Origin of the sequence: Rhodococcus sp. IEGM 1366 (assembly GCF_033142425.1) — a bacterium.
Classification (GTDB): Bacteria; Actinomycetota; Actinomycetes; order Mycobacteriales; family Mycobacteriaceae; genus Rhodococcus_F; species Rhodococcus_F globerula.
The window spans coordinates 26,910-48,824 of the sequence record NZ_JAWLRZ010000021.1; the positions used below are offsets into that span (position 1 = coordinate 26,910).

Below are 21,915 nucleotides of genomic sequence, written 5' to 3' on the forward strand. Positions count from 1 at the left end.
AACACTCATGGTGGGCCATGAACCGCATGTCAAATAGGTCAGGCGCGCCGCCTGGGAAGAGATTGCGATTTCTATACCCCGTTGACGTCGTTGACGCGGCGACGCGCTTTTTGGGTATTCGGGGCGCGCCGTGATCGCGGCCTTCCAGCTTGTTGGGCCTAGTTTCAGAAACAGCCTTGACATCAGCCGGTCTAGTTTGCAGAATCAAAGTCTAATATTGTGAATATGGATCTGACTTTGGGTCGCGCTGATGCGGGCTGGAGCGCAAGCCCTCGTGGCTGTAGTCGAAGGAGAGTTGCGATGCAGACGGACAGCGCCGCGGAGCCGTGGGTTCAGTACTACCCGGAAATGACATCACCAAAGCTGGTCGGGGAGTACGGCACAATGCTGTTGGCATGGAAGCATCATGTGCGCGCCAGGCCGTCGGATCCGGCGGTGCACTACTTCGACGTGACGCTGACTTTCTCTGAAATCGATTGTGCAGCTGAATCATTAGCTGCTGCATTGCAGGAACATGGACTCCAGTCCGGTGACCGGCTAGCGATATATCTGCAGAACGATCCGCAATGGCTGGTTGCAGTCCTCGCGGCCTGGAAAGCCGGCGCGGTGCCGGTCCCGGTTAATCCGATGCTCAGGGAGAAGGAACTGCTCCGCATCCTTTCGGACTCTGGTGCCCAGGTACTGGTGTGCCTGGACAGTCTCTACGCCGACGTGGTCGCTGAGATTCGTGATGAGGCATCGTTACACACTGTGGTCACAACCCACCCGCTCGACATGACTCCCGGCGCACACCTCCCGATGTCGGTAGGCAAGCACGTTGGCGAGCGACGGTCATTCTCAAAGGCACTGGACTGGTGCACGGTGATGACCGAATGGCGTGCGTGCTCGCCCACGCCGGCAGATCCGCAAATCGGGGATGTCGGCGCATTGACCTACACCTCAGGTACCACTGGAAGGTCAAAGGGCGCGATGAATCTGCAGAGCGCCATGGTCCACAGTTCAAGCGTGTACACCTCGTGGTGGGACCTACGTCCGGGTCAAGACGTCATCGTCGGGCTCGCCCCTGTCTTTCACATCACCGGACTCATCGCCGGACTCGGTGCACACATCATCAGTGGTGCGCCAATCGTTCTCATGCACCGATTCGACGCCGAGGAAACCCTGCGGGCAATCGACCGGTGGCGTGGCACATTCATGATCGGCGCAAGCACCGCGTTCATCGCACTCATCAACCACCCTGCTCTCAAGGAATTTGACGTGTCATCACTGACCAAAACACCCAGCGGCGGTGCAGCAGTGAGCAACGCCCTCATCGACCGCATCCGTGCAGCTACGGGGTGGGAGCTGCGTGGCGCATACGGCCTGACCGAGGCGACCTCGGCGACACACCTGGGTCCGCTCGCGGTCGAGCCGCCCACGGATCCCGAAACTGGAGCTCTGTCGGTCGGCGTACCGGTACCGGGGGCCCGAGTCCGGATCGTAAGCGTGAAGGACGGGAGTGATCAGGCTCCTGGCGAAACCGGCGAGATCGTTGTATCTGGTCCCATGGTGGTACCCGGGTACTGGCAACTACCTGAGGAATCGAAGCATGCGATTCGCGACGGATGGCTGCACACAGGGGACATCGGGAAAGTGACCGCCGAGGGCTGGCTTTTTGTGGTCGACCGGATCAAGGACATGATCAATGCCGGCGGCTTCAAAATCTATCCTCGCGATGTCGAAGATGTGCTCTACCAGCACCCCGCAGTACGTGAGGCGTCCGTTGTCGGAGTGCCCGACGAGTACCGCGGAGAGACCGTGAAGGCGTTCGTGTCTCTCGTATCGAACGCCACCGTAACCCCAGATGACCTCATTGATTTCTGTCGGAATCGGATGGCAGCGTACAAGTATCCGAGGTCGGTGGTCATTCTCGACGAGCTCCCCAAGAACGCCAGCGGCAAGATACTCCGGCGCACGCTTCGGGAATCCTGAGAACGTCCCGCCCACTGCAGGATTCAATCTGTCAGCATGGGCTCACGTCTCCTCGCCGATAAATGAAACGAGCGGCAACGAGCCACTCTGCCGCGGCCGCGAGGACTCTAGTTCCGCGGGCATCACGGAAAATCCGTCCAGAGCGTTACCCGGGGATGCGGCCCCGCACACCGTCAATGGCCAACTGAATATGCACGCGGTGAGATGTTCCGCCGCGAGCTCACGGACAAGATGAGGGAGACAGCACCTGATGAAGGCGTACGAATTGAGTTCCTACACAGGGCCTTCGGGGCTCAAATTGGCTGAGACTGAAGCCCCTCAACCAGGTAAGGACGAACTCCTCATCGAGGTCGCTGCCATCGGGGTGAACTTTCCCGACCTATTGCTCACCCGCGGTCAATACCAGCTCAAGCCCGAACTGCCCTGCATACCCGGATGTGAAGTAGCGGGAACGGTCCTGGATTCCCCACCCGGGTCAGGGTGGGTGCCCGGAGACCGAGTGAGCGCATTCATCTGGAAGGGAGCATTCGCCGAGCAAGCAGTCGTACCAGTCGCTACCGCATCACCAATCGCCGATAACGTGAGCTTTACCGATGCGGCGGCAACGATCGTGAACTACCAGACGGTGATGTTCGCGCTCGACCGGCGTGCGAAGCTGCAGCCGGGGGAGACGGTCCTCGTCCTGGGGGCTGCCGGAGGAATTGGTACGGCCGCGGTCCAGATTGCCAAAGGAATGGGCGCTCGCGTCCTTGCCGGCGTCGCGACTGAGGAACAGACAGAGGTCGCGAGCTCCGCAGGCGCGGACGACGTGATCACACTCGAACCTGGCTACTCAGCCACAGTCAAAGCCTTGATGGGCCGCGGTATCGACGTCGTCGTAGATCCGTTGGGGGATTGGTTGTTTGATGAAGCCATCCGGTGTCTCGAACCCGAAGGACGAGTGGTCGTAGTTGGTTTCGCCGCAGGTCAGATCCCAACCGTCGCGGTGAACCGACTTCTGCTCCGTAACGTCGCCGTCATAGGTGCCGCATTCGGTGCTTTCCTCGACCGCGAACCCGAGCTGGTTGCAACACAGGCTCGCCGCATCGCGGAGTTCACGGATGCCGGCACTGTGGCACCGCAGATCGACGGCGTCTACAAGTTCGCCGAACTGCCCCACGCCCTGGAACGCCTAGGACGAGGCGAGGTTCGAGGTAAAGCGGTCGTCAGCATGGAGCGCGAATGACAGCGGAACTGATGCCGCCGCAGTCCAAGACGAAGGACAGATCGATCACTGGCCGATCATCACCAGGTCGAAGATCAGGCTCAGTAAGTAGCACCAGCTGTTCCTCAAGTTAAAGGAAACGAATGTGAACAAACCGGCGCCCGCCACCCACCCAGGCGGCCTTGTCGGTGTGATGGCCTTCATCGGCATCGTCGCTGCACTCATGCAAACGCTCGTGATACCGCTTATCGGAGAGTTACCCAGTCTCCTCGACACCACCACCTCCGACGCCTCGTGGGTGATCACGGCCACGCTGCTATCGGGCGCAGTGACCACGCCGGTCGCCGGACGGCTCGGCGACATGTACGGCAAGCGCCGGATGATGCTCATGTGCACGGTGCCCCTCATCCTCGGCTCCGTGGTCTGCGCGCTGGCTTCCTCCGTGTTGCCGATGATTGCCGGCCGAGCCCTGCAAGGCCTGGGCATGGGCATGATCCCGCTGGGTATCTCAGCGCTGCGGGACCTACTTCCACCCGAGCGCCTGAACTCCGCCATCGCCCTGATGAGCTCGTCCATGGGAATCGGTGGTGCCCTAGGCTTGCCCGTGGCCGCGATAGTCGCCGAGCACACCAGCTGGCGCGTGCTGTTCTGGGGCGCAGCCGCCCTAAGCATGTTGATCGCGGTACTGCTTTGGGCGTTCGTTCCAGCGACCCCCGCTAGCGGTGCCAGAGGCCGTTTCGATGCGATCGGAGCGTTGGGGCTCGGCGTCGCGCTGGTGTGCCTGCTGCTTCCGATCTCCAAAGGCGCGGACTGGGGCTGGACGAGCGGCGCTACACTCGGTTTGTTTACGGCCGCGGCCTTAACCTTCGTGGTCTGGGGCAAGTGGGAACTGCGCATCCGTGATCCACTGGTCGACCTGCGAGCCAACGCCGACCGTCAAGTGCTGTTGACGAACACGGCCTCTGTAGTCGTCGGCTTCGCGATGTACGCACAGTCGCTTATCATTCCGCAGCTCCTTCAGCTGCCTGAGGCAACCGGATACGGACTTGGCCAGTCGATGCTGGCGATGGGCCTATGGATGGCCCCGTCTGGCCTGATGATGATGGCCGTCTCTCCGCTCGGAGCCAGACTGTCATCCGCTCGCGGATCGAGGATCACGCTGCTCACCGGATGCCTCGTCATCGCGCTCGGCTACGGATCTGCAGTGTTCCTCATGGGGACGACCTGGGGTCTGATATTGGTCACCTGCATCTGCGGCTCGGGAATCGGGCTGGCCTACGGTGCGATGCCTGCGCTGATCATGAGCGCGGTACCGCTGTCCGCGACCGCTTCGGCGAACAGCGTTAACGCCCTAATGCGCTCCGTCGGCACGTCGATCTCTGCTGCCGTGGTTGGGGTGGTCCTGGCTCAAATGAGCATTCAGATCGATGGCTACACGGTACCAACCGAGGTCGGCTTCCGAACTGGACTGTCAATCGGGTGTGGTGCCGCGTTCCTCGCAGCCGCCATCGCCCTCGCCATCTCCTCTGCACAGGGGAACCAGGCCGTCGAAAACCCTGCGGTGGTTAAGGTCTGAGCAGTTCCATCCAAACACCGTTCGTGCCCGAAGAATGGCGATTCTGGCTGGTAAGGAAGCTCCCGGGACTTCGGAGGTACTTGGGTGGCGATTGACCGGAAAGTCGTCGGACGACTTCGTGGCCGCGAGACATCCTGTGTTGGAGCAGATCTCTGCGGAGAGGTGATGGGCGCAACCGCCACCAGGACGCATCCGTTAGACGGATAGAGCAGAACGCTGACCGAGCAGCCAGTTGCCGCACCACGTGCACCAGAACTCGTTCAGTCCGTGGACCCGTGATGTGGTCATGGGTTGGTGTGGTCGACGAACGTTTTGAACCAGTTCGCTTGACGAGGGCGGATCCCGTCGTCAGGAAAGGGGCGCGATGTTCTCCCAAAGTTCGGCAAGCTCAGTCAATTCCGCCATCAGAACTTGACGTTCGACCGGGGTGCGTCCTCCCCACAGCATCTCGTCCAAGTCCCTTGCCCTCTCGTAGACATCGTTGTAGGTACCGGTTCCCAAGGGTGTCAGGTACAGAAGCTTGCGACGACCGTCCTCCGTGTCGGTTTTGCGCATCACCAGTCCACGCTCCTCGAGTCTGCGGACAACGTCAGCCATGGTGGAACGATCCAACGCCACTGTTGCGGCGAGCGATCCTTGATCGGTTCCGCCGAAACGTGCCACGGCAGTCAAGACCGCGAACTGTGGGCCGGTCAGGGCGGGGTCAACCAGACGTGACCATGCCGACAGATATGCCTGATACAGACGGCGTGCAAGGAATCCCGGCGCGGCGAGTAGTTCAGGGGGTGATGCCGGCGCCTCGCGTGGAGTCCGGTCACTACCGTTCACGGCTTCAGAAACGCGCTTCATCACCGATCCACTTAATCACAGTGGGCAGAGGAGTTCGGCGACGGCATTGCATGTGGCAAACCTCCACTTGCTCGACGAGTGAATACAGGATTCAGATGGTGTCGCACGGCTTGTCTCAGTGCAGGGCTCCGCTAGCCATCGCGAGAGGCAGTCCCGTACGACCGTTCCGCAGCGCAACGATCTCGGCGAGGATCGATAAGGCGGTTTCATCTGCGCTTCGGCCGCCAAGGTCAAGACCGATCGGGGACCGGACGCGGCGCATCTGTTCAGCTGTGACACCAGCTTTGCGAAGTCGCTGTATTCGGTCGTTGTGGGTCTTCCGGCTTCCCATCACTCCAAGATAGCCAGCCGGGCTGGCGAGCGCCGCAACAACGGCAGGCACATCGAAACGGGCATCATGCGTGAGGATGCAGATCGCGGTGCGTGTATCGATGTGTGTGTTGGCGAGGTATCGGTCGGGCCATTCCCGGACAACTTCGTGAGAGTCCGGGAACCGTTCGTCCGTGGCGAAGATCGGGCGGGCGTCGCACACGGTGATGTGGTAGCCCAGCGCACGACCAAGCGTTGCGAGGGCCGCAGCGTGTGAGCTTGCGCCCACCACGATCAGGCGTGGGGGCCCTGACACTATATGGATGAAAATATCGAGGTTGGCGGATCCGTCATCGCGGGTTGAATCGGGGCCGACGCCGACGATTCGGTGGAGGCCTGAAGTGTCGGTGCGCATCGAGGACTCGAGTAGTCCGGTGACCTCGACATCGAGCTTTGCATCGCCGAAGGTGCCCGGAGCTGGGTTGGCGTCCGGAAGAACGATTCGGTAGACCTCTGCGCCGGTTGTAGTAATCGGTCCTGTTGCCCAGCTGACTGGGGAGCCCTGGCGGACGTTGGAGAGCACACGGTCGAATCGAGGGAAGCTCGCACGATCGACTGCTTCGATTAGGACGGTCACGGTCCCGCCGCAGGTTAAACCGACTGCGAATGCATCGGCGTCGGAGTACCCGTACTGCTCGATCCTTGGCGCGGCGCCGCCGAGGATCTCGAGTGCAGCTTGGTAGACCGCGCCTTCCACACAGCCCCCGGAAACACTGCCCAGGGCTTCCCCTTTCGGGCCGACAACCATTGCCGCTCCGATCGGGAGCGGCGAGCTACCCACGGACTCGACGACCCTGGCTATCGCGAATCGATGTCCATGGTGAAACCAGTCCTCGACCTGGTTGAGGAAGCCCTTCAGAAAGGTCGCCATGGCGGATGCTCAGGGCTTTCGGAAGGCTCGCGAGATAAGCCAGCCCTCGATGATTCCGGCGACGAATGCCCCGGCGAGTGCCGCGGCCTTCTTCGTTCCGGGCGGGAGCATGGACATCATGTCGAGTCCGGCATCCGCCATGTCTGCGGTGGGTCGGATCGGATGGACCGATGGTTGAGGTCCCGTATGGCTCGATGAGCGGTCGATGTCGCGGGGCCGCGCACCCCCCCTCAAGGGTGGTGAACTGGCCTGGAGCAGTGCTGCCAGGTTGGAGGCGAATTGCGCCATAATCTTGTTCGAAACAGCCACGATGGCGCCCTTGCCGAATGCGACGATCTTGCCGCTGAGGATCAAGTCGGTGTCGACGCGGAGTTGTGATCCGTCGGGAACCTCGTCGACCACAAGCTCGATGTGGGCTTGCGCATCGCCGTTGCCGTGGGAGTCGGCGCCCTTGCCTTCGAACACCACGCGGCGGGTCGATTCGTCGACGGACACGAACCGGAGCTTTCCGTTGTACGCGGCCGTGATTGGCCCGACCTTGACTTTGACGCCACCGACGTAGGTGTCACCCTCTTGCCCGGTCAATGACGCACCGGGAACGCACGTAGCTACTCGTTCGACATCGTTGATGAGTTTGAAAACCTCATCTGGGGTCGCAGGAATGTTGATGGTGTTCTGCAGTTTCACGAGTCCGAGCTCCGATCGAATGAGTTTGAATCGACTTCGGCGCCGCCCGACGCCTTGCCGCATCGGCGGGCGGCACAGGCACTGACGCTGTCGATGATGGTGTGATAGCCGGTACACCGGCAGTAGTTGGACGAGACCGCTTCACGTACTTCTTCACGGCTGGGTTCAGGGTGCTCGGCGAGAAACCCCTCTGCCAGCATGAGGAAGCCCGGCGTGCAGAAACCGCATTGAAGTCCGTGGTGATCGGCGAAGGCTTGCTGCAGGTCACTGAGCTCACCGTCTTCGGCCGCCAAGGATTCGACGGTTCGAATCTGCTTGCTCTCGGCCTGGACCGCGAACATCAGGCAGGACCTTGCGGGTTTTCCGTCGACGAGGATCGTGCACGCGCCGCACACCCCGTGCTCGCATCCGACGTGGGTGCCGGTGAGGGCCAAGTCGTGACGCAGCACGTCGACAAGCGTGCGGCGGGGGTCCACGATCACTTCGTGTTGGCTGCCATTGACACTTATCTCGATCAGGATCCGGTTTGTCATCGGATTACCTCTTGGAGATCCTTTTCGCGGTTTACAAAGGCAGCGGCTACCGCGTGGGGGTGGATAGGAGTGTCGTTCAATTCGACTCCCGTAGTTCGTAATCCGTCGTTCACGGCGTTGAGGATCGCGGCGGGAGCCCCGATCGTGCCGCCCTCGCCGGCCCCCTTGGCGCCGGTCTCGGTGAACAGACACGGAGTCTCTAGGTGGGAGATCCCGATGTCGGGTATCTCGCAGGCGGTGGGGACGCGGTAGTCGATGAAGCTCGCCACGAGCGGCTGACCGGTCTCGTCGTAGGTAACCTCCTCGAACAGCGCGCCGGCGATCCCCTGTGCGATGCCACCGCGAGCCTGCCCGTCGACCACCTGAGGATTGATCGCCACTCCGCAGTCCTCGACGCAGTGGTAGCGCAGGATCTTTACGTCCCCGGTGTCGGGGAACAGTTCCACCACTGCGCCGTGCGTGGCGTTGGAAAACGTTCCGTCGCCGTTCACGTCGAAGCTCGCCGATGCGTAGAGCCCAGGTTCGGCCCCTTTCGGCAGCAGATGCGCCTTCAGGTAGGCGACATTGGCGATGTCGCTGTAGCGCAGTGCGACGGTTGGATCGTCGACCTTGCTGACTTGCCCGTTACCCAGTTCGACGTTGTCGATGTGGGTGTCGAGCATGTGCGCGGCGATCTCGCGGAGTTTGCCACCGAGTTTTACGGCAGCGAGTGAGACGGCACTGCCGCCAATGGTGATCGAGCGGCTGGCGAAACTGCCGAAGCCGTATTTGATTCGGTCGGTGTCGCCCTGCACGATCTTTACCTGATCGATGTCCAGGCCCAGTTTGTCTGCGACGATCTGCGCCATGGTCGTCTCGTGGCTCTGCCCATGGCTGAGGGTTCCCGTCGTCACTGCGACGGTGCCGTCGAGGTCCATGCTGATGTCTGAGATGTCGAAGCCGGGAACCACGTCCATCTTGCGGGCGGCGAAAGCCGATGAGCCGTAGCCGGTTCGCTCACTGAAACAGGCGAAGCCGATCCCGATGTGGCGTTCTGGGGATGATGCGCGGAGCTCGAACCAGCCCTCGTCCGACAGGATCTGTTCGCAGAGGTTCAGCGACTCCAGATAGGAGCCAGGGTCATAGGTGATCTGGTTGACTCCGGTGTAGGGAAAGGCCGTAATGAGGTTTCTTCGTCGGATCTCGACGGGGTCGATTCCGAGTTCGCGTGCTGCCCTTTCCATCAACCGTTCGACCACCATCACGTACTGGGGGCGACTGACCCCACGGTATGGAGCGGTCGGAGCCTTGTTGGACGTGATGGCGCGGCCACGGACGCGGTACTCGGGCACCTTGTAGACCCCGGGCATCTCGGCCGAGGCCATCAGCGGTTCGATGCCCGCGGTGAATGGATAACACGAGTACGCCCCCATGTCACAGATCACGTCGGCGTCGAGCGCGAGGATGTGCCCTTCGGCGTCGAACGCTGCGCGTACGTCGTAGGCCTGCTCCCGGGCCAGGAACGATGCGGTCAACGCATCTCGGCGGTCCTCGATCCACTTGACCGGCCGACGCAATTCGAGCGCGGCCGCTGCGACCGCGATCTCTTCCCGGCCGACCACGCATTTGATTCCGAATCCGCCGCCCATGTCTGGGACCACGACGCGCACCTTGCTCTCGGCGAGTCCCAACGATTTCGCGGTGACCGTGCGCACGAGATGGGGCACCTGGGTAGGGGTGTACATCACCAACTGTTCGGCGCGATCGTCCCAATATGCGAGGGCGCCCCGGGTTTCGAGAGGGAGCGCGTTCTGCCTGCCTGTCTTGGCCTTGACCGAGACGACGGCAGCGGCCTCCTCGAACGCCCGATCAACGTTTGGAGTCGCGAAGAGTGAGACATCGACCAAGACGTTGTTCACGGCCTCCCTGTGGACGAGCGGTGCTCCGTCGGCGAGTGCGCTCTCTATAGTGGTGATCGCGTCGGTGGGCTGGTACTCCAGGTGGGCGTCTTCGAGCGCGTCTTCGACGAGGTACTGATCCTCGGCGACGACGATGGCCAGTGGTTCGCCGACGAAGCGAACCTGACGACCGGAGAGAATCGGCATCTCAGTGGGAACGAACTCGGCGAGCGGACGGTCGAGTCGAGCGATGATCGCTGAGATTCCGAGGTCGGTGGAGTCCCACGCGGCACGTACCCCGGCCGCCGCTCGCGTCGCCGTGAGGTCGAGCAGCTCCACTGAGCCGGCGGCAATCGTGGATCGGACGAACTGAGCATGCAACATGCCGGGTATTGCCAGGTCGTCGACGAACCGGCCGGTCCCGGTAAGCAGTCGGAGATCCTCACGGCGGCGGACGGAGGTACCGACCCAGGCACCGCCTCGGGTGAGCTTCGCGTCTGGCTTGATCGGACTCGTGTTCGTCATCGGACAGACTCCTCAAGCTGTGCTGCCTTGCAAAGTGCTCGGGTTACAAGGTGGCGGACTAGTCCGCGCGTGTACACCGCACCACCTGGGACGGTGTCGTCGAGGTCGAGCGAATTAGCGGTCTCCGATGCACACTCGGCGGCTGACGTCGAGCTGAGTGGCTGCCCGGAGCTCAAGGCTGCACCAGCCGAATCGGCAATGACCGGCAGCGGCCCGACACCACCGAGTACCACTCGCCCGCCCTGGATGCTACCGTCCTCGATCTGAAGGTTCACCGCTGCTGCGACGACTGCGAAGTCGCCATGACGTTGGGCGTACTCGGCCATCGCAGCATGTCGGGCAGTCGCGGGGAAGTGGATTTCGACGATCATCTCGTCCGGCTCCAGGGCGGTCGAATAGAAGCCGTAGAAGAACTCTCCAGCTGGGATCGACCGTCTTCCGCGCACCGACAGGACAACGATCTCTGCGTCGAGAAGCACTGCAAGCAAGCACCATTCGGCCGTGGCGTCCGCGTGGGCGATGCTCCCGCCGATGGTGCCGCGGGTGCGGATCGGGAGGTGCCCGATCCACTGCATGGCGTCGACGATCACCTCGAACCCGTTCGCCATTGTGCCGCGGTACTCGCTTTCGATCGCGTGGTGCGTGGTCAGCGCCCCGATACGGAGTCCGTCGTTCCCGCGGTGAACGTATCGAAGTTCGGCGACTTCGCCGATATCGATCAGCTGTGCCGGTCGGGCGAGGCGAAAGTTCATCATCGCAACGAGTGACTGGCCACCGGCGATCAGTTTCGCATCGTCGCCGAGTTCGGCGAGCAAGGTCACTGCCTGGTCGGGGGTGTGCACCCTGTGGTAGTTGAATGGTGCTGGTTTCATGGCGTTTACCTGCCGATTGGTGGCACGGTCGCGCCCACCTGGTTGGGCGATGTATCGATGTGGTCAAGGTCTCGACCTCTGGTTTCGGGCGCACCGACGGTCATCCACAGCACGGCGGCGAGCACTGCAATGCCGGTGATCGCGAAGGTGATCGGGAGGCCGAAGATCGGCCACAGCACGGTGCCGAACAGCAACGGAGCAAGCCCGGTTGCCACTCTGCTCACAGATGACGCCCAACCGAAGCCGCTCGCCCGCATCGACGTCGGGTACAGCTCGGATACGTACGCGTAGAGAACGGGGATGGCCACTTGGATCAAGAACCCGAATACCGCCAGGAACACCAGCGCCGTCGAGGAAACGTTGAGGGTCAGTGCGAAGAGTACGAGAGCGACTGCGGCAACGGGCGCTGAGAGGCCGATGACCCACTTGCGTCCGAAAGCTTCACACAGCCACGCGGAGGTGAGCACTCCGATGATGCCAACACTGGTCATCAGGGTCGTTCCGGTGAACGCTGCGTAGTCCCCATATCCTTGGGCGCGCAGGATGGACGGCATCCAACTGAGGGCGGCGTAGTACAGCAGCATGATGGTGACGAACAGCGCCCACGCGGTGAGGGTGATGCGGGGATTGAAACGCCAGATCTCACGCAGTTGCTCGAAGGCTGTGCCGATGGACATCTTCTCGGGGGACTTCTTTGCTTCGATGCTGTATTTCTCAACCGGAGCCCCGGTACGTGTTACGAGGTCGTCGATGATGACCCGCGCTTCCTTCTCACGCCCGGCTTGGGCCAGGAAAAGTGGGGATTCCGGGATGCTCCTGCGGACCCAGAACAGCAACAGCGCCGGCAGCACCATGAAGACGAGCATCCAGCGCCACCGGATGTCGGCATCGATCGGCACGAGCAGTGTTGCCACGAGGCCGCAGACCGTGCCGCCGATGGGCCACCATATGTCCATGGCGGCGAGGATCCGCCCTCGCAATTTCGCTGGCGAGAACTCACTGACGATGGCGTAGTCGACTGGGATGCACCCACCCAGTCCGACGCCCGCCAAGAAACGCAGGATCACGAATATGGTGAAGTTCGGCGAGAACGCACCGAGGACAGAGAAGATCGCGAAGATCAGCATCGTGATACTGAAGGCCTTCTTGCGGCCCATCTTGTCGGCGATCGAGCCCCAGAGGACGGCGCCGACAGCCATGCCGATCAAGTTTGCCGTTGCTACCAAGCTGCGAGCGCCGATGCCGAGGTCCCAGTAATCCCCGACCAGAGGAGTGAGGAAACCGTTCAGGACCACGTCCCAGGCATCGAACATGTATCCAAGTCCACCGATGACGAATACACGCCCCTGGACGTTCCATTTCCAGGGCAGTGCCTGGACTATCTGCTCACCTGTTTTCATGTCGATACTCTCTGGGTCAGTTTTGCGGGGGACTGACGGCCTCGCGCCGCCACTGTCTGGGGGTGTTGCTCATCTCTGGGAGGCTCGGTTACTGCAGTAGGTGGCGCACCACGGTGAGCGCACCGTCGGGGTTGTCCCAGAACACCATGTGCCCGGCGTCGGGGACGGACACGAATTCCGCTCCGGGGTTGGTGAACTCGGCGTATGCCACCCCCTCTGCGGTGACCACTGGACTGGCCCTGCCGTAGACGAGTGCAACCTCTCCTGTCAGCTGCGGCCATGTGTCGAAGAAGTCTTCGGTTTCGAAGCCTCGGTGCGTCGCGCCGATTGCGTACCCGTCGCAGCTGGAGAGCCAGTGCGCCCGAAGCCGTTGCTCGGCCTCCGGCCAGCGCGGCCAGGAGTGTGCGACCTCGGCAACGGTAGTGCCTCGTTGGGCTTGACCGAGCTGATCGAGGAACACCGGCAATGTCGTCGGGTACGGTGCGCGGCCTGGACCGCTCATCGGCGGATCGACCAGGATCAAGGACGAGACTGTGACGTTTTTGCGTGCCGCGGTGACCGCGGCGATGCGAGCGCCCATGGAGTGTCCCAGGAGCGTGACACCTTCGAGGTCGAGATCGTTGACGATCGCCTCGACGTCTTCGGCGTAGTCGTCGAGGCTGTAGGAGCTTGCCGAATCCGACAGGCCGCGCCCCCGGATGTCCACGGTGATCGGCCGCACCAGATCGGTGAGTCGCCGAGCGACGAAATCCATAGTGATCGCGGGGCTGGAGATCCCGGGGAGGATCAGTACCGGTTTCCCGGCGCCCCCGTAGTCGAGGACGTGAAGTGCCAGTGACGTTGTGCGGACCCACCGGCTGGTCGCCGGAACGTTGGCGAGGTCGGCTAGGGCTGTCTGGGTGAGGTATCGGGTTTCCACGGGTGTTCCTCCCTATCGCGCGCGGGCTGCGACGGTGGATTCGAGGTATGCGACCGCCTCGGAGAGGTCGACGACGTCGCCATACTTGGCCTCGATGTCGAAGAGGTTGGCCTCATGGGGGCCGGCGGCACGGTCACCGACGCAGTTCCGGGGGACAAGAACACCGAAACCAGACTGCACCGCGTCGACTGCGGTAGCGCGGACACATCCGCTCGTGGTCGCTCCGCACACCACGACGGTGTCGCAGCCAAGGCCGACCAGCAACGATGCCAGGTGGGTGCCGAAGAATGCCGACGCACCCTTCTTGACGATGATGTGGTCCTCGTCGGTGACGGTCAGTCGGGGATCGAACTCGACGGCTTCGGAGCCTTCGCGAAGAGTTCGCATCCCGGTGGCCTTGTCGAGCCAGGGTATTGCTGTGCCATCTGCCTCTGCTGGGGTGTAAGAGATAGTGGTGTAGATAACGGGGACTCGGGCGGCTCGTGCTGACGCGCACAGCGAGGCGGTGGCGGACACCACGTCGGTCAGGTCCGATCCTGATGGGTACTCCGGTTCGGTGAAGCCGCGTGTCAGGTCCACGACGACGATCGCCGCTCGACTGCCGCGCCTTGCGCTGGACCCGAAACCTGCCTTCTTGTAGACACTTTCGGTGCTATCGCCCCAATGTTGACTGTACTCAGCCATGATCACTCCTTCGATACGCTCGCTGTGCTCATGTTCGTTGTCCGAGACAACTTGCGGATGCGACTACTTGGCGAATGGGTAAGTGAATGCGTGCAGATCGGGATCGTTCAACGGCGTCCCGCTCCAAAGCCAGTCGTAGGACACGTCGGATTCGCCATCGAAGTTCCGCAACTTCTCGTCTCGGAGAGTTTGCGCGGGACCATCTGGAAGGTGGTAAAGGGACATATTTTCGAGGGATGCGTCCTGCACCATCCCGGCGTGCTTGGCCCGTCGGGCGACGTAACGCATAAGGGCGCCATCAATATCGGTGTGCGAAACCATCGCGAGTTCTTCAGCAAGAACCGCGGCATCCTCCATCGCCTGCGAGGCACCCTGTGCTTGGTAGGGGAGCATGGCGTGGCAGGCGTCCCCGAGAAGTGCGATGCGTCCGTCCACCCAGATAGGGTCGCGGCGGCGGCGATACATCGCCCAAACTGACGCGTTACCTTCGGCTTTGGAGACCATCGCGTGTACGCGATCGTCCCAGCCGGGGAACGCATTCACGAGGTCATCGACCGATGCTGGTCCCGACCATCGCTGTTCGATTTCGGCGCTGCATGGCACGATCGCGACGATGTTGAGGTACTCCCCGTTACGGATCATGTAGTGCACGAGGTGGCGGTCGGGGCCATACCAGATGGTGCTTTGGAATCGGTCCACCAGCCATCGGGTAGCGGGGTCAGCTGCAATCTTGTCTCCCGGGATCAGCGCCCGGTAGGCCATCTCGCCGGAGAACTCGAGGGTGTCGGAGAACCCGGCAGCGTCGCGTACCGCAGAGCGGATGCCGTCGGCGCCGACAACTACGTCGGCCTCGTACCGAGCTCCCGTCGACGTGACGGCTACGGGACGGTCGGGGGCACTGCGGTCGATTTCAGTAACCGCACTGTCGGTATGGATCGTGACGATCGGACCCGGCCCGAGAGGATCGACGCAGGCATCGAGGAGAACGCGGTGCAGATCAGCTCGGTGGTAATGCCAGTAAGGCGCGTTGTAGTCCTGGATGCATCGCGAGCCCAGGGAAGTCAACGCGATGACATTGCCGTCCCTCCAACGCCGACGCACCTGCTCCTGTGGTTCGGTATGGATCTTCTCGAGCTGCTTACGTAGACCGAGTCCGATCAGAATTCGACTGGCGTTCGGAGCGGTTTGAATCCCGGCTCCGACTTCCCCGAGTTGGGAAGCCTTCTCCAATACGATGACGTTGAAGCCCTTTTGCCGCAGTGCCAGTGCGGCTGTGAGACCGCCGAGTCCACCACCGGCGACCACGATGTCGAATGACTGCTTGGATCCCACCGGATTCCTTCCTTCTGCTGTATTGCCGCGTTCTTGAACGCTGCCTCGCATGATTTTTGACCTAGCTGACGGTCGATGTGAGGTGCGTTACATGGCAAATTCATCCGAACACGGATCATCTGGAAATGCAAGAGGTTTGATGCTTCTTCGACGCGATTTTCGTTTTTTTCAGTAGGCGAGCGAGTCCGTGCTTGTGCGATGACCACGCCTCCATCTGCCCTGAGAGATGAAGCGTGGTAAGCAGTTTCGCAGATCAAGGACGTTCCGCGGGGTCTGGTTCTGGTGGTGGGTTGGCGTTCTTTGGGGCGGCGTGCGACCTAGGTGACGATCTGTCCGAGCGACGCATTTCCGGCCGTGTTGACGATTTGAGTGCGATCGACTCCCTTGAGTGGGCAAGTTCGGTCAACATTGTGAACGGGCGCACCCGCTCGACGCTGTATCGGATCGGCGAGCAACTCCCCGATCGAGTGCACCCCCCAGTGGCTCGACCCGCAACATCTGCCTCCGAACGGGTCGGTTTGTGACGTCCGTCGGGCTGCCCGTTCTGTGCTGGTGAGGTTGACCTTTGCTTGAACGGTGCGCGCGACGCGGGTGATCGTTGACAGGTCCAGGGCAGGCCGTCGAAAATCGACGAACCCAGTTTCATGCGGCGTTAATAAGTACTTTGACCATGCAAAAGTCGGTGTGAAGAGTTTCGTTGAGGGGTTGAACTCGGGCTCCAATGTGAGTCCGATTTGGGACGGGCCCTGCATGGCTGACGCTCCGGATAGCTCGGGTAGGAATGCGGTGCGACTCCCTCGGAAGGTGCGGGGTTGTCGATCGCCGAGGCGGGATCGAGAGGGTGCCCAACTCATTGCGATCCGATTCTGGCGTGGGAAGCGGGACCCCCGATCTGAGGTCTGTCGACTGACGTCAGATCGGATCAGTCGATACGTGCCTCTTGACGTGTGCTCAACCTCACGGGATAATCAGTGTCCGGATTAATTTATTAGTTCGCCCATCGGAGAAGTTTCATCCCGGAGGACACTCATGGATCACAATCAACTCAACGACATCTTCCTGCGTCAGCTAGCTCTGAGTGGAGTGCGCGAGGGCGAATCCGTCTCCGTGCTCACCCGAGGCAATGAGCGCGCCGACTATGCCGACGCTGCCTTGTGGGCGGCACAGGAACTCGGCGCCAGTGCATTCCAATTGCGCTTGCCCGCAGCCCGAACTGCGAGTGGCGCCTGGGCGGTGGGGGAGTCCGGACTAGGTTCCAACCCCGTGGCGGTCGACGCGCTCAAGCAGAGCGATATGTTGATCGACTTGACATTCTTGCTCTTCAGCAAGGAGCAGTTCGCCATCCAGGACGCCCAGACGCGAATCCTGACGGTCGTCGAGCCGGCCAACTTGCTCGCACGACTGATGCCCACCCCGGAACTGCGAGAACGCGTCGAAGTGGGGGCAGAGATCCTGGCCAAGGCGCACGCCATGAGGATCACCAGCCCAGGCGGCACCGATGTGACCTACCAACTCGGCGTCTATCCAACTGTTAGCGAGTACGGCTATACCGACACGCCGGGGCGCTGGGACCACTGGCCGTCGGCTTTTGTTTTTACCGGTGGTGCTGATGCCGGAGTGGACGGCACCATCGTCATCTCGCCCGGCGACGTTCTGCTTCCCTTCAATACTTACGTCCAGTCTCCGATCGCCCTCACCATCGAGAAAGGATTCATCACCGACATCCGCGGAGGGCTCGATGCAGAACTCCTGGCCTCCTACATCGCCTCGTTCAACGACCCTCGGGGATACGGCATGTCGCATGTCGGATGGGGCCTTGACGAGCGCGCGCAATGGCACGGTCTGACCCAGTTTCCCGGCGGGATGGGTATGGAACTGCGGTCCTTCTACGGAAACGTGATGTTCTCGATCGGTCCCAACAACGAACTCGGCGGTCCCAACGACACCCCCTGCCACTTCGATATTCCAATGCGTGGATGCACCTTGTACCTCGATGACGAGGTCATCGTGCGCGACGGAGACATCACCGTCGACGACATGAAGCCTGCCGGTCGCGGCTAGCCAACAGCCCTGCAAGAAGCAAGAAGGAAGGTCCCATGAGGGATTATCACGTTGGGATGATCGTGCCCAGCTCCAACCTGACAATGGAAACCGAGCTGCCTCGTATGCTGGCCTCACGCGAGAGCGTGCGGCCCGAGGAGAGATTCATCTTCCACAGCAGCCGCATGCGAATGCGGCACGTCACTCCCGAAGAGCTACGCTCGATGAACGCGCAGACTGTAAGGGCTGCAACCGAACTCGCCGACGCGCAACCCGACATCGTCGCCTCGGCCTGCCTCGTCGCCATCATGGCTCAGGGCCCCAAGCATCACTGCACCGCCGAAACTGAGATCACTTCAGCACTGCGTGATGCCAAATCGAATGCTCCGGTCGTCAGTAGTGCAGGTGCACTCCTGACAGCGGCGCGCGATCTGGGCGCACGCCGCGTGGCAATCGTGACACCGTATATGAAGCCACTGACACAGTTGGTGGCCGATTACATCGAAGACAGCGGGATCGAGGTCGTCGACACCTTAAGTCTCGAGGTCTCCGACAATCTCGCAGTGGCGAGGCTGGACCCCGCCGATCTCAAGGAGCACTGGCGTAAGCTCACACTCCGCAACGCCGATGCAATCGTTCTATCGGCCTGCGTACAGATGCCGTCGCTGTCGTCGATCGAGCCTGTCGAGATGGAGGCGGGGATCCCGGTTCTTTCGGCTGCCACCGCCACTGCGTACACGATCCTCGATACCCTTGGGCTCGACACCTTTGTCCCTCACTCCGGGCACCTGCTGAGCGGCAAAGTGGCCGCGAACCGGGGCGGAAAACCGCCCGAGAACTAAGCGACCTGATTCGTCCGTGATTGCCGACGGCTGCCTCCATCGCAGTCACGGACGTATCCGAGCGTCTCTCGTGCTTCTGCATCGGTGGCACCCATTGAGCCGTGGACGGCAGCGCGGAACTATCGGTAAGCGCCACCGACATCGCAATTCCGTGATGCGGACTGGCGATGGCGAGTTACGGCTGCCCGCACCTTCATCGGCAACAGGGCCCCGGATCTTCCGATCGAGCAACCACCACAGGCAGCTTTTCCGGAGCAGACCGCGAATGAGTACCGAGCCAGAACACCATTCCCAGGAGTGTCCATCGTGTCCGAACCCACCACCCCGCAGCAAGTGGAACTGACCGACGAGGAAATCTTCGCTGGTCATCTCGGGGGCAAGCTGTCCATTGCGCTGACTGCTCCGCTGGAGAGCCAGCGGGATCTGTCGATTGCCTACACCCCGGGCGTAGCCCAGGTCAGCCGTGCCATCGCGGCGGATGCCACCCTGGTGGACCGCTACACCTGGACCAGCCGCCTGGTCGCGGTCGTCTCCGACGGCTCGGCGGTCCTCGGCCTTGGTGATATTGGCCCTCGCGCATCGCTTCCGGTGATGGAAGGCAAGGCGGCGCTGTTCAAAAACTTCGCGGGCTTGGACTCCATTCCGCTGGTGCTCGACACCACCGACCCCGACGAAATCGTCGAGACCTTGATCCGGCTACGTCCAAGCTTCGGTGCGGTCAACCTCGAGGACATTTCCGCGCCCCGCTGTTTCGAAATCGAGAAGCGCGCCATCGAGGCTCTGGACTGCCCAGTCATGCACGACGACCAGCACGGTACCGCCATCGTTGTCCTCGCCGCACTTAAGGGTGCGGCGCAGGTGCAGAACCGCGGCATCTGCTCACTGCGCGTGGTCATTTCGGGCGCCGGCGCTGCCGGTATCGCGTGTGCGAACATCCTTCTCGCCGCCGGGGTCGCGGATGTGACCGTCCTCGACTCTAAGGGCATCGTCTCGAGCGGCCGCGATGACCTCAACCCAATCAAAATGGACCTGGCCGCGCGGACCAACCCGGCGGGTAGGCATGGTGGCATCGTCGAAACTCTCGACGGAGCCGACGTGTTCCTCGGTGTATCCTCGGGTACCGTTCCGGAGGAGATCGTCGCGACCATGGCCGACGACGGCATCGTGTTTGCACTGTCGAACCCGGACCCGGAGATCCATCCCGACGTTGCGAAGAAGCATGTTGCGATTGTCGCGACGGGACGCAGCGACTTCCCGAATCAGATCAACAATGTGCTCGCCTTTCCCGGTGTGTTCCGCGGAGCGCTCGACGCAGGAGCCCGTCGCATTACCCAAGATATGAAACTTGCCGCTGCCGAGGCAATCCTCTCGGTCGTCGGCGACGAGCTGGCTGTGGACAAGATCGTTCCGAGCCCACTCGATCCTCGCGTCGCCTCCGCTGTCGCGGATGCGGTCGCCGTCGCCGCGCGCAGGGAGCGTCACTAACTGATGCGACGTTTGATAGCGCCTGGCGTTGTTGTCGTATACTCGGTAATGTCGTTGACCAACAAATCGTTTGGCGAGAGACGATGAAAGTTTCGGTACACGAGATCCGGCCGTCGACACCTTTCAACCGTTACCTTCGCAGGACTTGGTAGTCCGACCATGCCGGAATGCCTCATGAGTCGGCTACGAGGTTCTCGCTGACCGCGATGTTCATACCCCGTGTGTGCTCTGCGTGCACCCTCCGCGACCCGTAGGTCTGCCTCGAAGCCCAGTGGACTTTGCGGATCAGGCCGGTGAGCCACTGTCGGCGCATCGCTGTCGGTGACATCGGGCGGGTCTTGCACACGTAGTAGCTGGGCTGCTGACGCCGAGAAGGCGGCAACAGACTTTTTCGGCTGCCGACGTCGGCAAGGGAGTCGATCGCCGGGTGAATCCTTTTGGGGCCGGTCGGTTCTTCCTGAACATCGTCGCAGGGGTGCGGAAGATTTCGTCTTCGGCTTCGAGCTGTCGGATGCGCTTGTTTGCCGTCGTCAGCTGCGCCGATACGGTTGTCGTGATACCAGGCCGTTCGCCCCGGTCGACTTGATCTTGGCGAACCCAATTGTGGAGCGCGACAACGCTGACACCGAGTTCGACCGCGGCAGTGATGATCGGTTTGCCGGCTCCGACGAGGGTCACGACCCGGGATTGGAACTCCGGCGGATACGGGCGTGGCTTGAATCGGAGCCTTTCAGCGAGGCTCGACCTTCACACCGAAACGGGGCGCGGGATCGGCAGTGAGGAGCCCGAGTAGATCACGCTGAAGCATCGCGCGTGCGAACTCGGTGCCGGCAGCGAACTCGCTGCTGCGCGGCACATCTCGAGTTGCAAGTCGGTGGCAGATTTCCCGACAGCGAGATTGTCGACGAGGCCGATGAGGATGAGGCGTCCGGTGGCGACGACGTCGTCGGTGAGAACCGGCTCGGGTAAGGCGGCGTATTCCGCGATGCTTCGGTATCCGTCTGCGAGTTCGTGGTCGACGCCCGTTTCTACACGTTGACGGAGCCGCACGAGGAATTCGTGCAGAGATTCGACGGCTATCACCGGCTCCATCGTCAGCTCCGTTTGGTCGGGAGTGCAAGCGTAGCCCGGCTGCTCAGGCCGGGCTACGCTTATGGATTCATCGTGTGGGTTGACCCGCCGATCGCAGCCCGATGGCCCCGATGAGGCCGACCAGCGAGAGCCCCACCGCGACGAGCGCAGGGGCAAACGACAGCCCTGTCATGGTCGTGGCGACTGCCGCGAGCGGAGGCAGGATCGCGGGCACGATTGCAACGGGCACGTTCATCACGATCGTTCCTGAAGTGAATCGGATGCGTGCGGGGAAGATGTCCACTACGGTCAGCGGTCCGATCGCGTAGTAGAATGCCTGCAGAGTGGCAAGCAGGATTAGACCGAAAACGATTGCACCCGTGGCGTTCCCGCTGATCAGCAGGAACGCGGGGAGTGAGATCAGTGCGTGCAGCGAGGTAGAAAGCACCCGCGCCTGAAATCGTGTGAGTATGTCAGTGAGCCAACCGAAGATCGGGATGAGCAACGCGAACGTGAGCGTCGCGCCTGCCATCAACAGACTCGTGTCCGTGACTGCCATACCGAGGTCCTTGGTCAGGTACGTCGGCATGAAGAACAAGAGCATGATTGCGCCGCCGAAATAGCCGATCATGTACAGGGTGCCAGAGAGGAGCCGTCGGGGATTCGCGGTGAGAGCTTCCTTCAACGGGCGTCGTGCGAGGCCGCTGTTGGCCGCGAGCTCCTTGAAAACGGGCGATTCCGCGAGTCGCATCCGGATGAAGACCGCAACGAGCGCGAGTGGGGCGCTGAGCAGGAACATGACCCGCCA

18 protein-coding genes and 1 pseudogene are annotated in these 21,915 nt (G+C 61.9%); 6 read left to right on the forward strand and 13 right to left on the reverse strand.

Annotated features, from left to right (window positions below; all coding sequences use genetic code 11):
• Positions 1-300 precede the first annotated feature (300 nt).
• The 3 genes from R4P64_RS33065 (at position 301) to R4P64_RS33075 (ending at position 4,751) form a co-directional block, all read left to right on the forward strand.
• The gene (locus tag R4P64_RS33065) at positions 301-1,971 is read left to right on the forward strand and encodes a class I adenylate-forming enzyme family protein (RefSeq protein WP_317824393.1); all 1,671 of its coding nucleotides are present in this window, start codon (positions 301-303) and stop codon (positions 1,969-1,971) included.
• A 250-nt stretch (positions 1,972-2,221) separates the two neighbouring features.
• The gene (locus R4P64_RS33070) at positions 2,222-3,196 is read left to right on the forward strand and encodes an NADPH:quinone oxidoreductase family protein (protein ID WP_317824395.1); all 975 of its coding nucleotides are present in this window, start codon (positions 2,222-2,224) and stop codon (positions 3,194-3,196) included.
• 124 nt (positions 3,197-3,320) lie between these two features.
• Entirely contained in the window at positions 3,321-4,751 is a 1,431-nt protein-coding gene (locus tag R4P64_RS33075; RefSeq protein WP_317824396.1) for an MFS transporter, read from the forward strand.
• A gap of 348 nt (positions 4,752-5,099) precedes the next feature.
• On the opposite strand, the gene R4P64_RS33080 is transcribed toward R4P64_RS33075, so the two are convergent.
• From R4P64_RS33080 to R4P64_RS33125, 10 genes are all read right to left on the reverse strand, one after another.
• Positions 5,100-5,600 carry a MarR family winged helix-turn-helix transcriptional regulator gene (locus tag R4P64_RS33080; protein WP_317824397.1) on the reverse strand — a complete coding sequence of 167 codons (501 nt, stop codon included), beginning with the start codon at positions 5,598-5,600 and terminating at the stop codon, positions 5,100-5,102.
• A 115-nt stretch (positions 5,601-5,715) separates the two neighbouring features.
• Positions 5,716-6,840 carry an XdhC/CoxI family protein gene (locus R4P64_RS33085; RefSeq protein WP_317824398.1) on the reverse strand — a complete coding sequence of 375 codons (1,125 nt, stop codon included), beginning with the start codon at positions 6,838-6,840 and terminating at the stop codon, positions 5,716-5,718.
• 9 nt (positions 6,841-6,849) lie between these two features.
• Positions 6,850-7,527, reverse strand: a complete 678-nt coding sequence (locus tag R4P64_RS33090; RefSeq protein ID WP_317824399.1) for an SRPBCC family protein — start codon at positions 7,525-7,527, stop codon at positions 6,850-6,852.
• A complete protein-coding gene (locus R4P64_RS33095; RefSeq protein WP_317824400.1) occupies positions 7,524-8,060 on the reverse strand; it encodes a (2Fe-2S)-binding protein in 537 nt (178 codons plus the stop codon). Before R4P64_RS33095 ends, R4P64_RS33090 begins: the two co-directional genes overlap by 4 nt.
• A complete protein-coding gene (locus tag R4P64_RS33100) occupies positions 8,057-10,462 on the reverse strand; it encodes a xanthine dehydrogenase family protein molybdopterin-binding subunit (protein ID WP_317824401.1) in 2,406 nt (801 codons plus the stop codon). The genes R4P64_RS33095 and R4P64_RS33100 overlap by 4 nt, the downstream gene beginning before the upstream one ends.
• Positions 10,459-11,334 (reverse strand): FAD binding domain-containing protein, encoded by an 876-nt coding sequence (locus tag R4P64_RS33105; RefSeq protein ID WP_317824403.1) that lies wholly within the window; start codon positions 11,332-11,334, stop codon positions 10,459-10,461. The genes R4P64_RS33100 and R4P64_RS33105 overlap by 4 nt, the downstream gene beginning before the upstream one ends.
• A 5-nt stretch (positions 11,335-11,339) precedes the next feature.
• Positions 11,340-12,734, reverse strand: a complete 1,395-nt coding sequence (locus R4P64_RS33110) for an MFS transporter (RefSeq protein ID WP_317824404.1) — start codon at positions 12,732-12,734, stop codon at positions 11,340-11,342.
• Positions 12,735-12,822: 88 nt separating this feature from the next.
• On the reverse strand, positions 12,823-13,653 hold the full coding sequence (locus R4P64_RS33115; protein ID WP_317824405.1) for an alpha/beta hydrolase: 831 nt from the start codon (positions 13,651-13,653) through the stop codon (positions 12,823-12,825).
• Positions 13,654-13,665: 12 nt separating this feature from the next.
• Positions 13,666-14,337: an isochorismatase family protein gene (locus tag R4P64_RS33120; protein WP_317824406.1), complete on the reverse strand. Its 672-nt coding sequence runs from the start codon at positions 14,335-14,337 to the stop codon at positions 13,666-13,668.
• 63 nt (positions 14,338-14,400) lie between these two features.
• Entirely contained in the window at positions 14,401-15,669 is a 1,269-nt protein-coding gene (locus R4P64_RS33125) for an FAD-dependent monooxygenase (protein ID WP_317824407.1), read from the reverse strand.
• A 1,029-nt stretch (positions 15,670-16,698) separates the two neighbouring features.
• Here R4P64_RS33125 and R4P64_RS33130 point away from each other — a divergent pair.
• From R4P64_RS33130 to R4P64_RS33140, 3 genes are all read left to right on the forward strand, one after another.
• The gene (locus tag R4P64_RS33130; protein WP_317824408.1) at positions 16,699-17,730 is read left to right on the forward strand and encodes a leucyl aminopeptidase; all 1,032 of its coding nucleotides are present in this window, start codon (positions 16,699-16,701) and stop codon (positions 17,728-17,730) included.
• Between the two features lie 35 nt (positions 17,731-17,765).
• The gene (locus tag R4P64_RS33135; RefSeq protein ID WP_317824409.1) at positions 17,766-18,551 is read left to right on the forward strand and encodes an aspartate/glutamate racemase family protein; all 786 of its coding nucleotides are present in this window, start codon (positions 17,766-17,768) and stop codon (positions 18,549-18,551) included.
• Positions 18,552-18,848: 297 nt separating this feature from the next.
• Positions 18,849-20,036 carry an NADP-dependent malic enzyme gene (locus R4P64_RS33140; protein ID WP_317824411.1) on the forward strand — a complete coding sequence of 396 codons (1,188 nt, stop codon included), beginning with the start codon at positions 18,849-18,851 and terminating at the stop codon, positions 20,034-20,036.
• 285 nt (positions 20,037-20,321) lie between these two features.
• On the opposite strand, the pseudogene R4P64_RS34205 reads toward R4P64_RS33140, so the two are convergent.
• The 3 genes and pseudogenes from R4P64_RS34205 to R4P64_RS33150 form a co-directional block, all read right to left on the reverse strand.
• Positions 20,322-20,741 (reverse strand): annotated as a pseudogene (locus R4P64_RS34205) (transposase); the annotation flags it as partial.
• 42 nt (positions 20,742-20,783) lie between these two features.
• The gene (locus tag R4P64_RS33145) at positions 20,784-21,128 is read right to left on the reverse strand and encodes a hypothetical protein (protein WP_317824412.1); all 345 of its coding nucleotides are present in this window, start codon (positions 21,126-21,128) and stop codon (positions 20,784-20,786) included.
• Positions 21,129-21,195: 67 nt separating this feature from the next.
• Positions 21,196-21,915, reverse strand: a 720-nt coding sequence (locus R4P64_RS33150; protein WP_317824413.1) for an MFS transporter, incomplete at its 5' end; no start/stop codon positions are given.

Bases quoted from the DNA above. Each gene is read 5' to 3' on its own strand.
- R4P64_RS33120 (WP_317824406.1), bottom strand. From the start codon at position 14,337: ATGGCTGAGTACAGTCAACATTGGGGCGATAGCACCGAAAGTGTCTAC.
- R4P64_RS33065 (WP_317824393.1), top strand. From the start codon at position 301: ATGCAGACGGACAGCGCCGCGGAGCCGTGGGTTCAGTACTACCCGGAA.
- R4P64_RS33100 (WP_317824401.1), bottom strand. From the start codon at position 10,462: ATGACGAACACGAGTCCGATCAAGCCAGACGCGAAGCTCACCCGAGGC.
- R4P64_RS33110 (WP_317824404.1), bottom strand. From the start codon at position 12,734: ATGAAAACAGGTGAGCAGATAGTCCAGGCACTGCCCTGGAAATGGAAC.
- R4P64_RS33145 (WP_317824412.1), bottom strand. From the start codon at position 21,128: ATGGAGCCGGTGATAGCCGTCGAATCTCTGCACGAATTCCTCGTGCGG.
- R4P64_RS33135 (WP_317824409.1), top strand. From the start codon at position 17,766: ATGAGGGATTATCACGTTGGGATGATCGTGCCCAGCTCCAACCTGACA.
- R4P64_RS33070 (WP_317824395.1), top strand. From the start codon at position 2,222: ATGAAGGCGTACGAATTGAGTTCCTACACAGGGCCTTCGGGGCTCAAA.
- R4P64_RS33085 (WP_317824398.1), bottom strand. From the start codon at position 6,840: ATGGCGACCTTTCTGAAGGGCTTCCTCAACCAGGTCGAGGACTGGTTT.
- R4P64_RS33130 (WP_317824408.1), top strand. From the start codon at position 16,699: ATGGATCACAATCAACTCAACGACATCTTCCTGCGTCAGCTAGCTCTG.
- R4P64_RS33105 (WP_317824403.1), bottom strand. From the start codon at position 11,334: ATGAAACCAGCACCATTCAACTACCACAGGGTGCACACCCCCGACCAG.
- R4P64_RS33095 (WP_317824400.1), bottom strand. From the start codon at position 8,060: ATGACAAACCGGATCCTGATCGAGATAAGTGTCAATGGCAGCCAACAC.
- R4P64_RS33080 (WP_317824397.1), bottom strand. From the start codon at position 5,600: ATGAAGCGCGTTTCTGAAGCCGTGAACGGTAGTGACCGGACTCCACGC.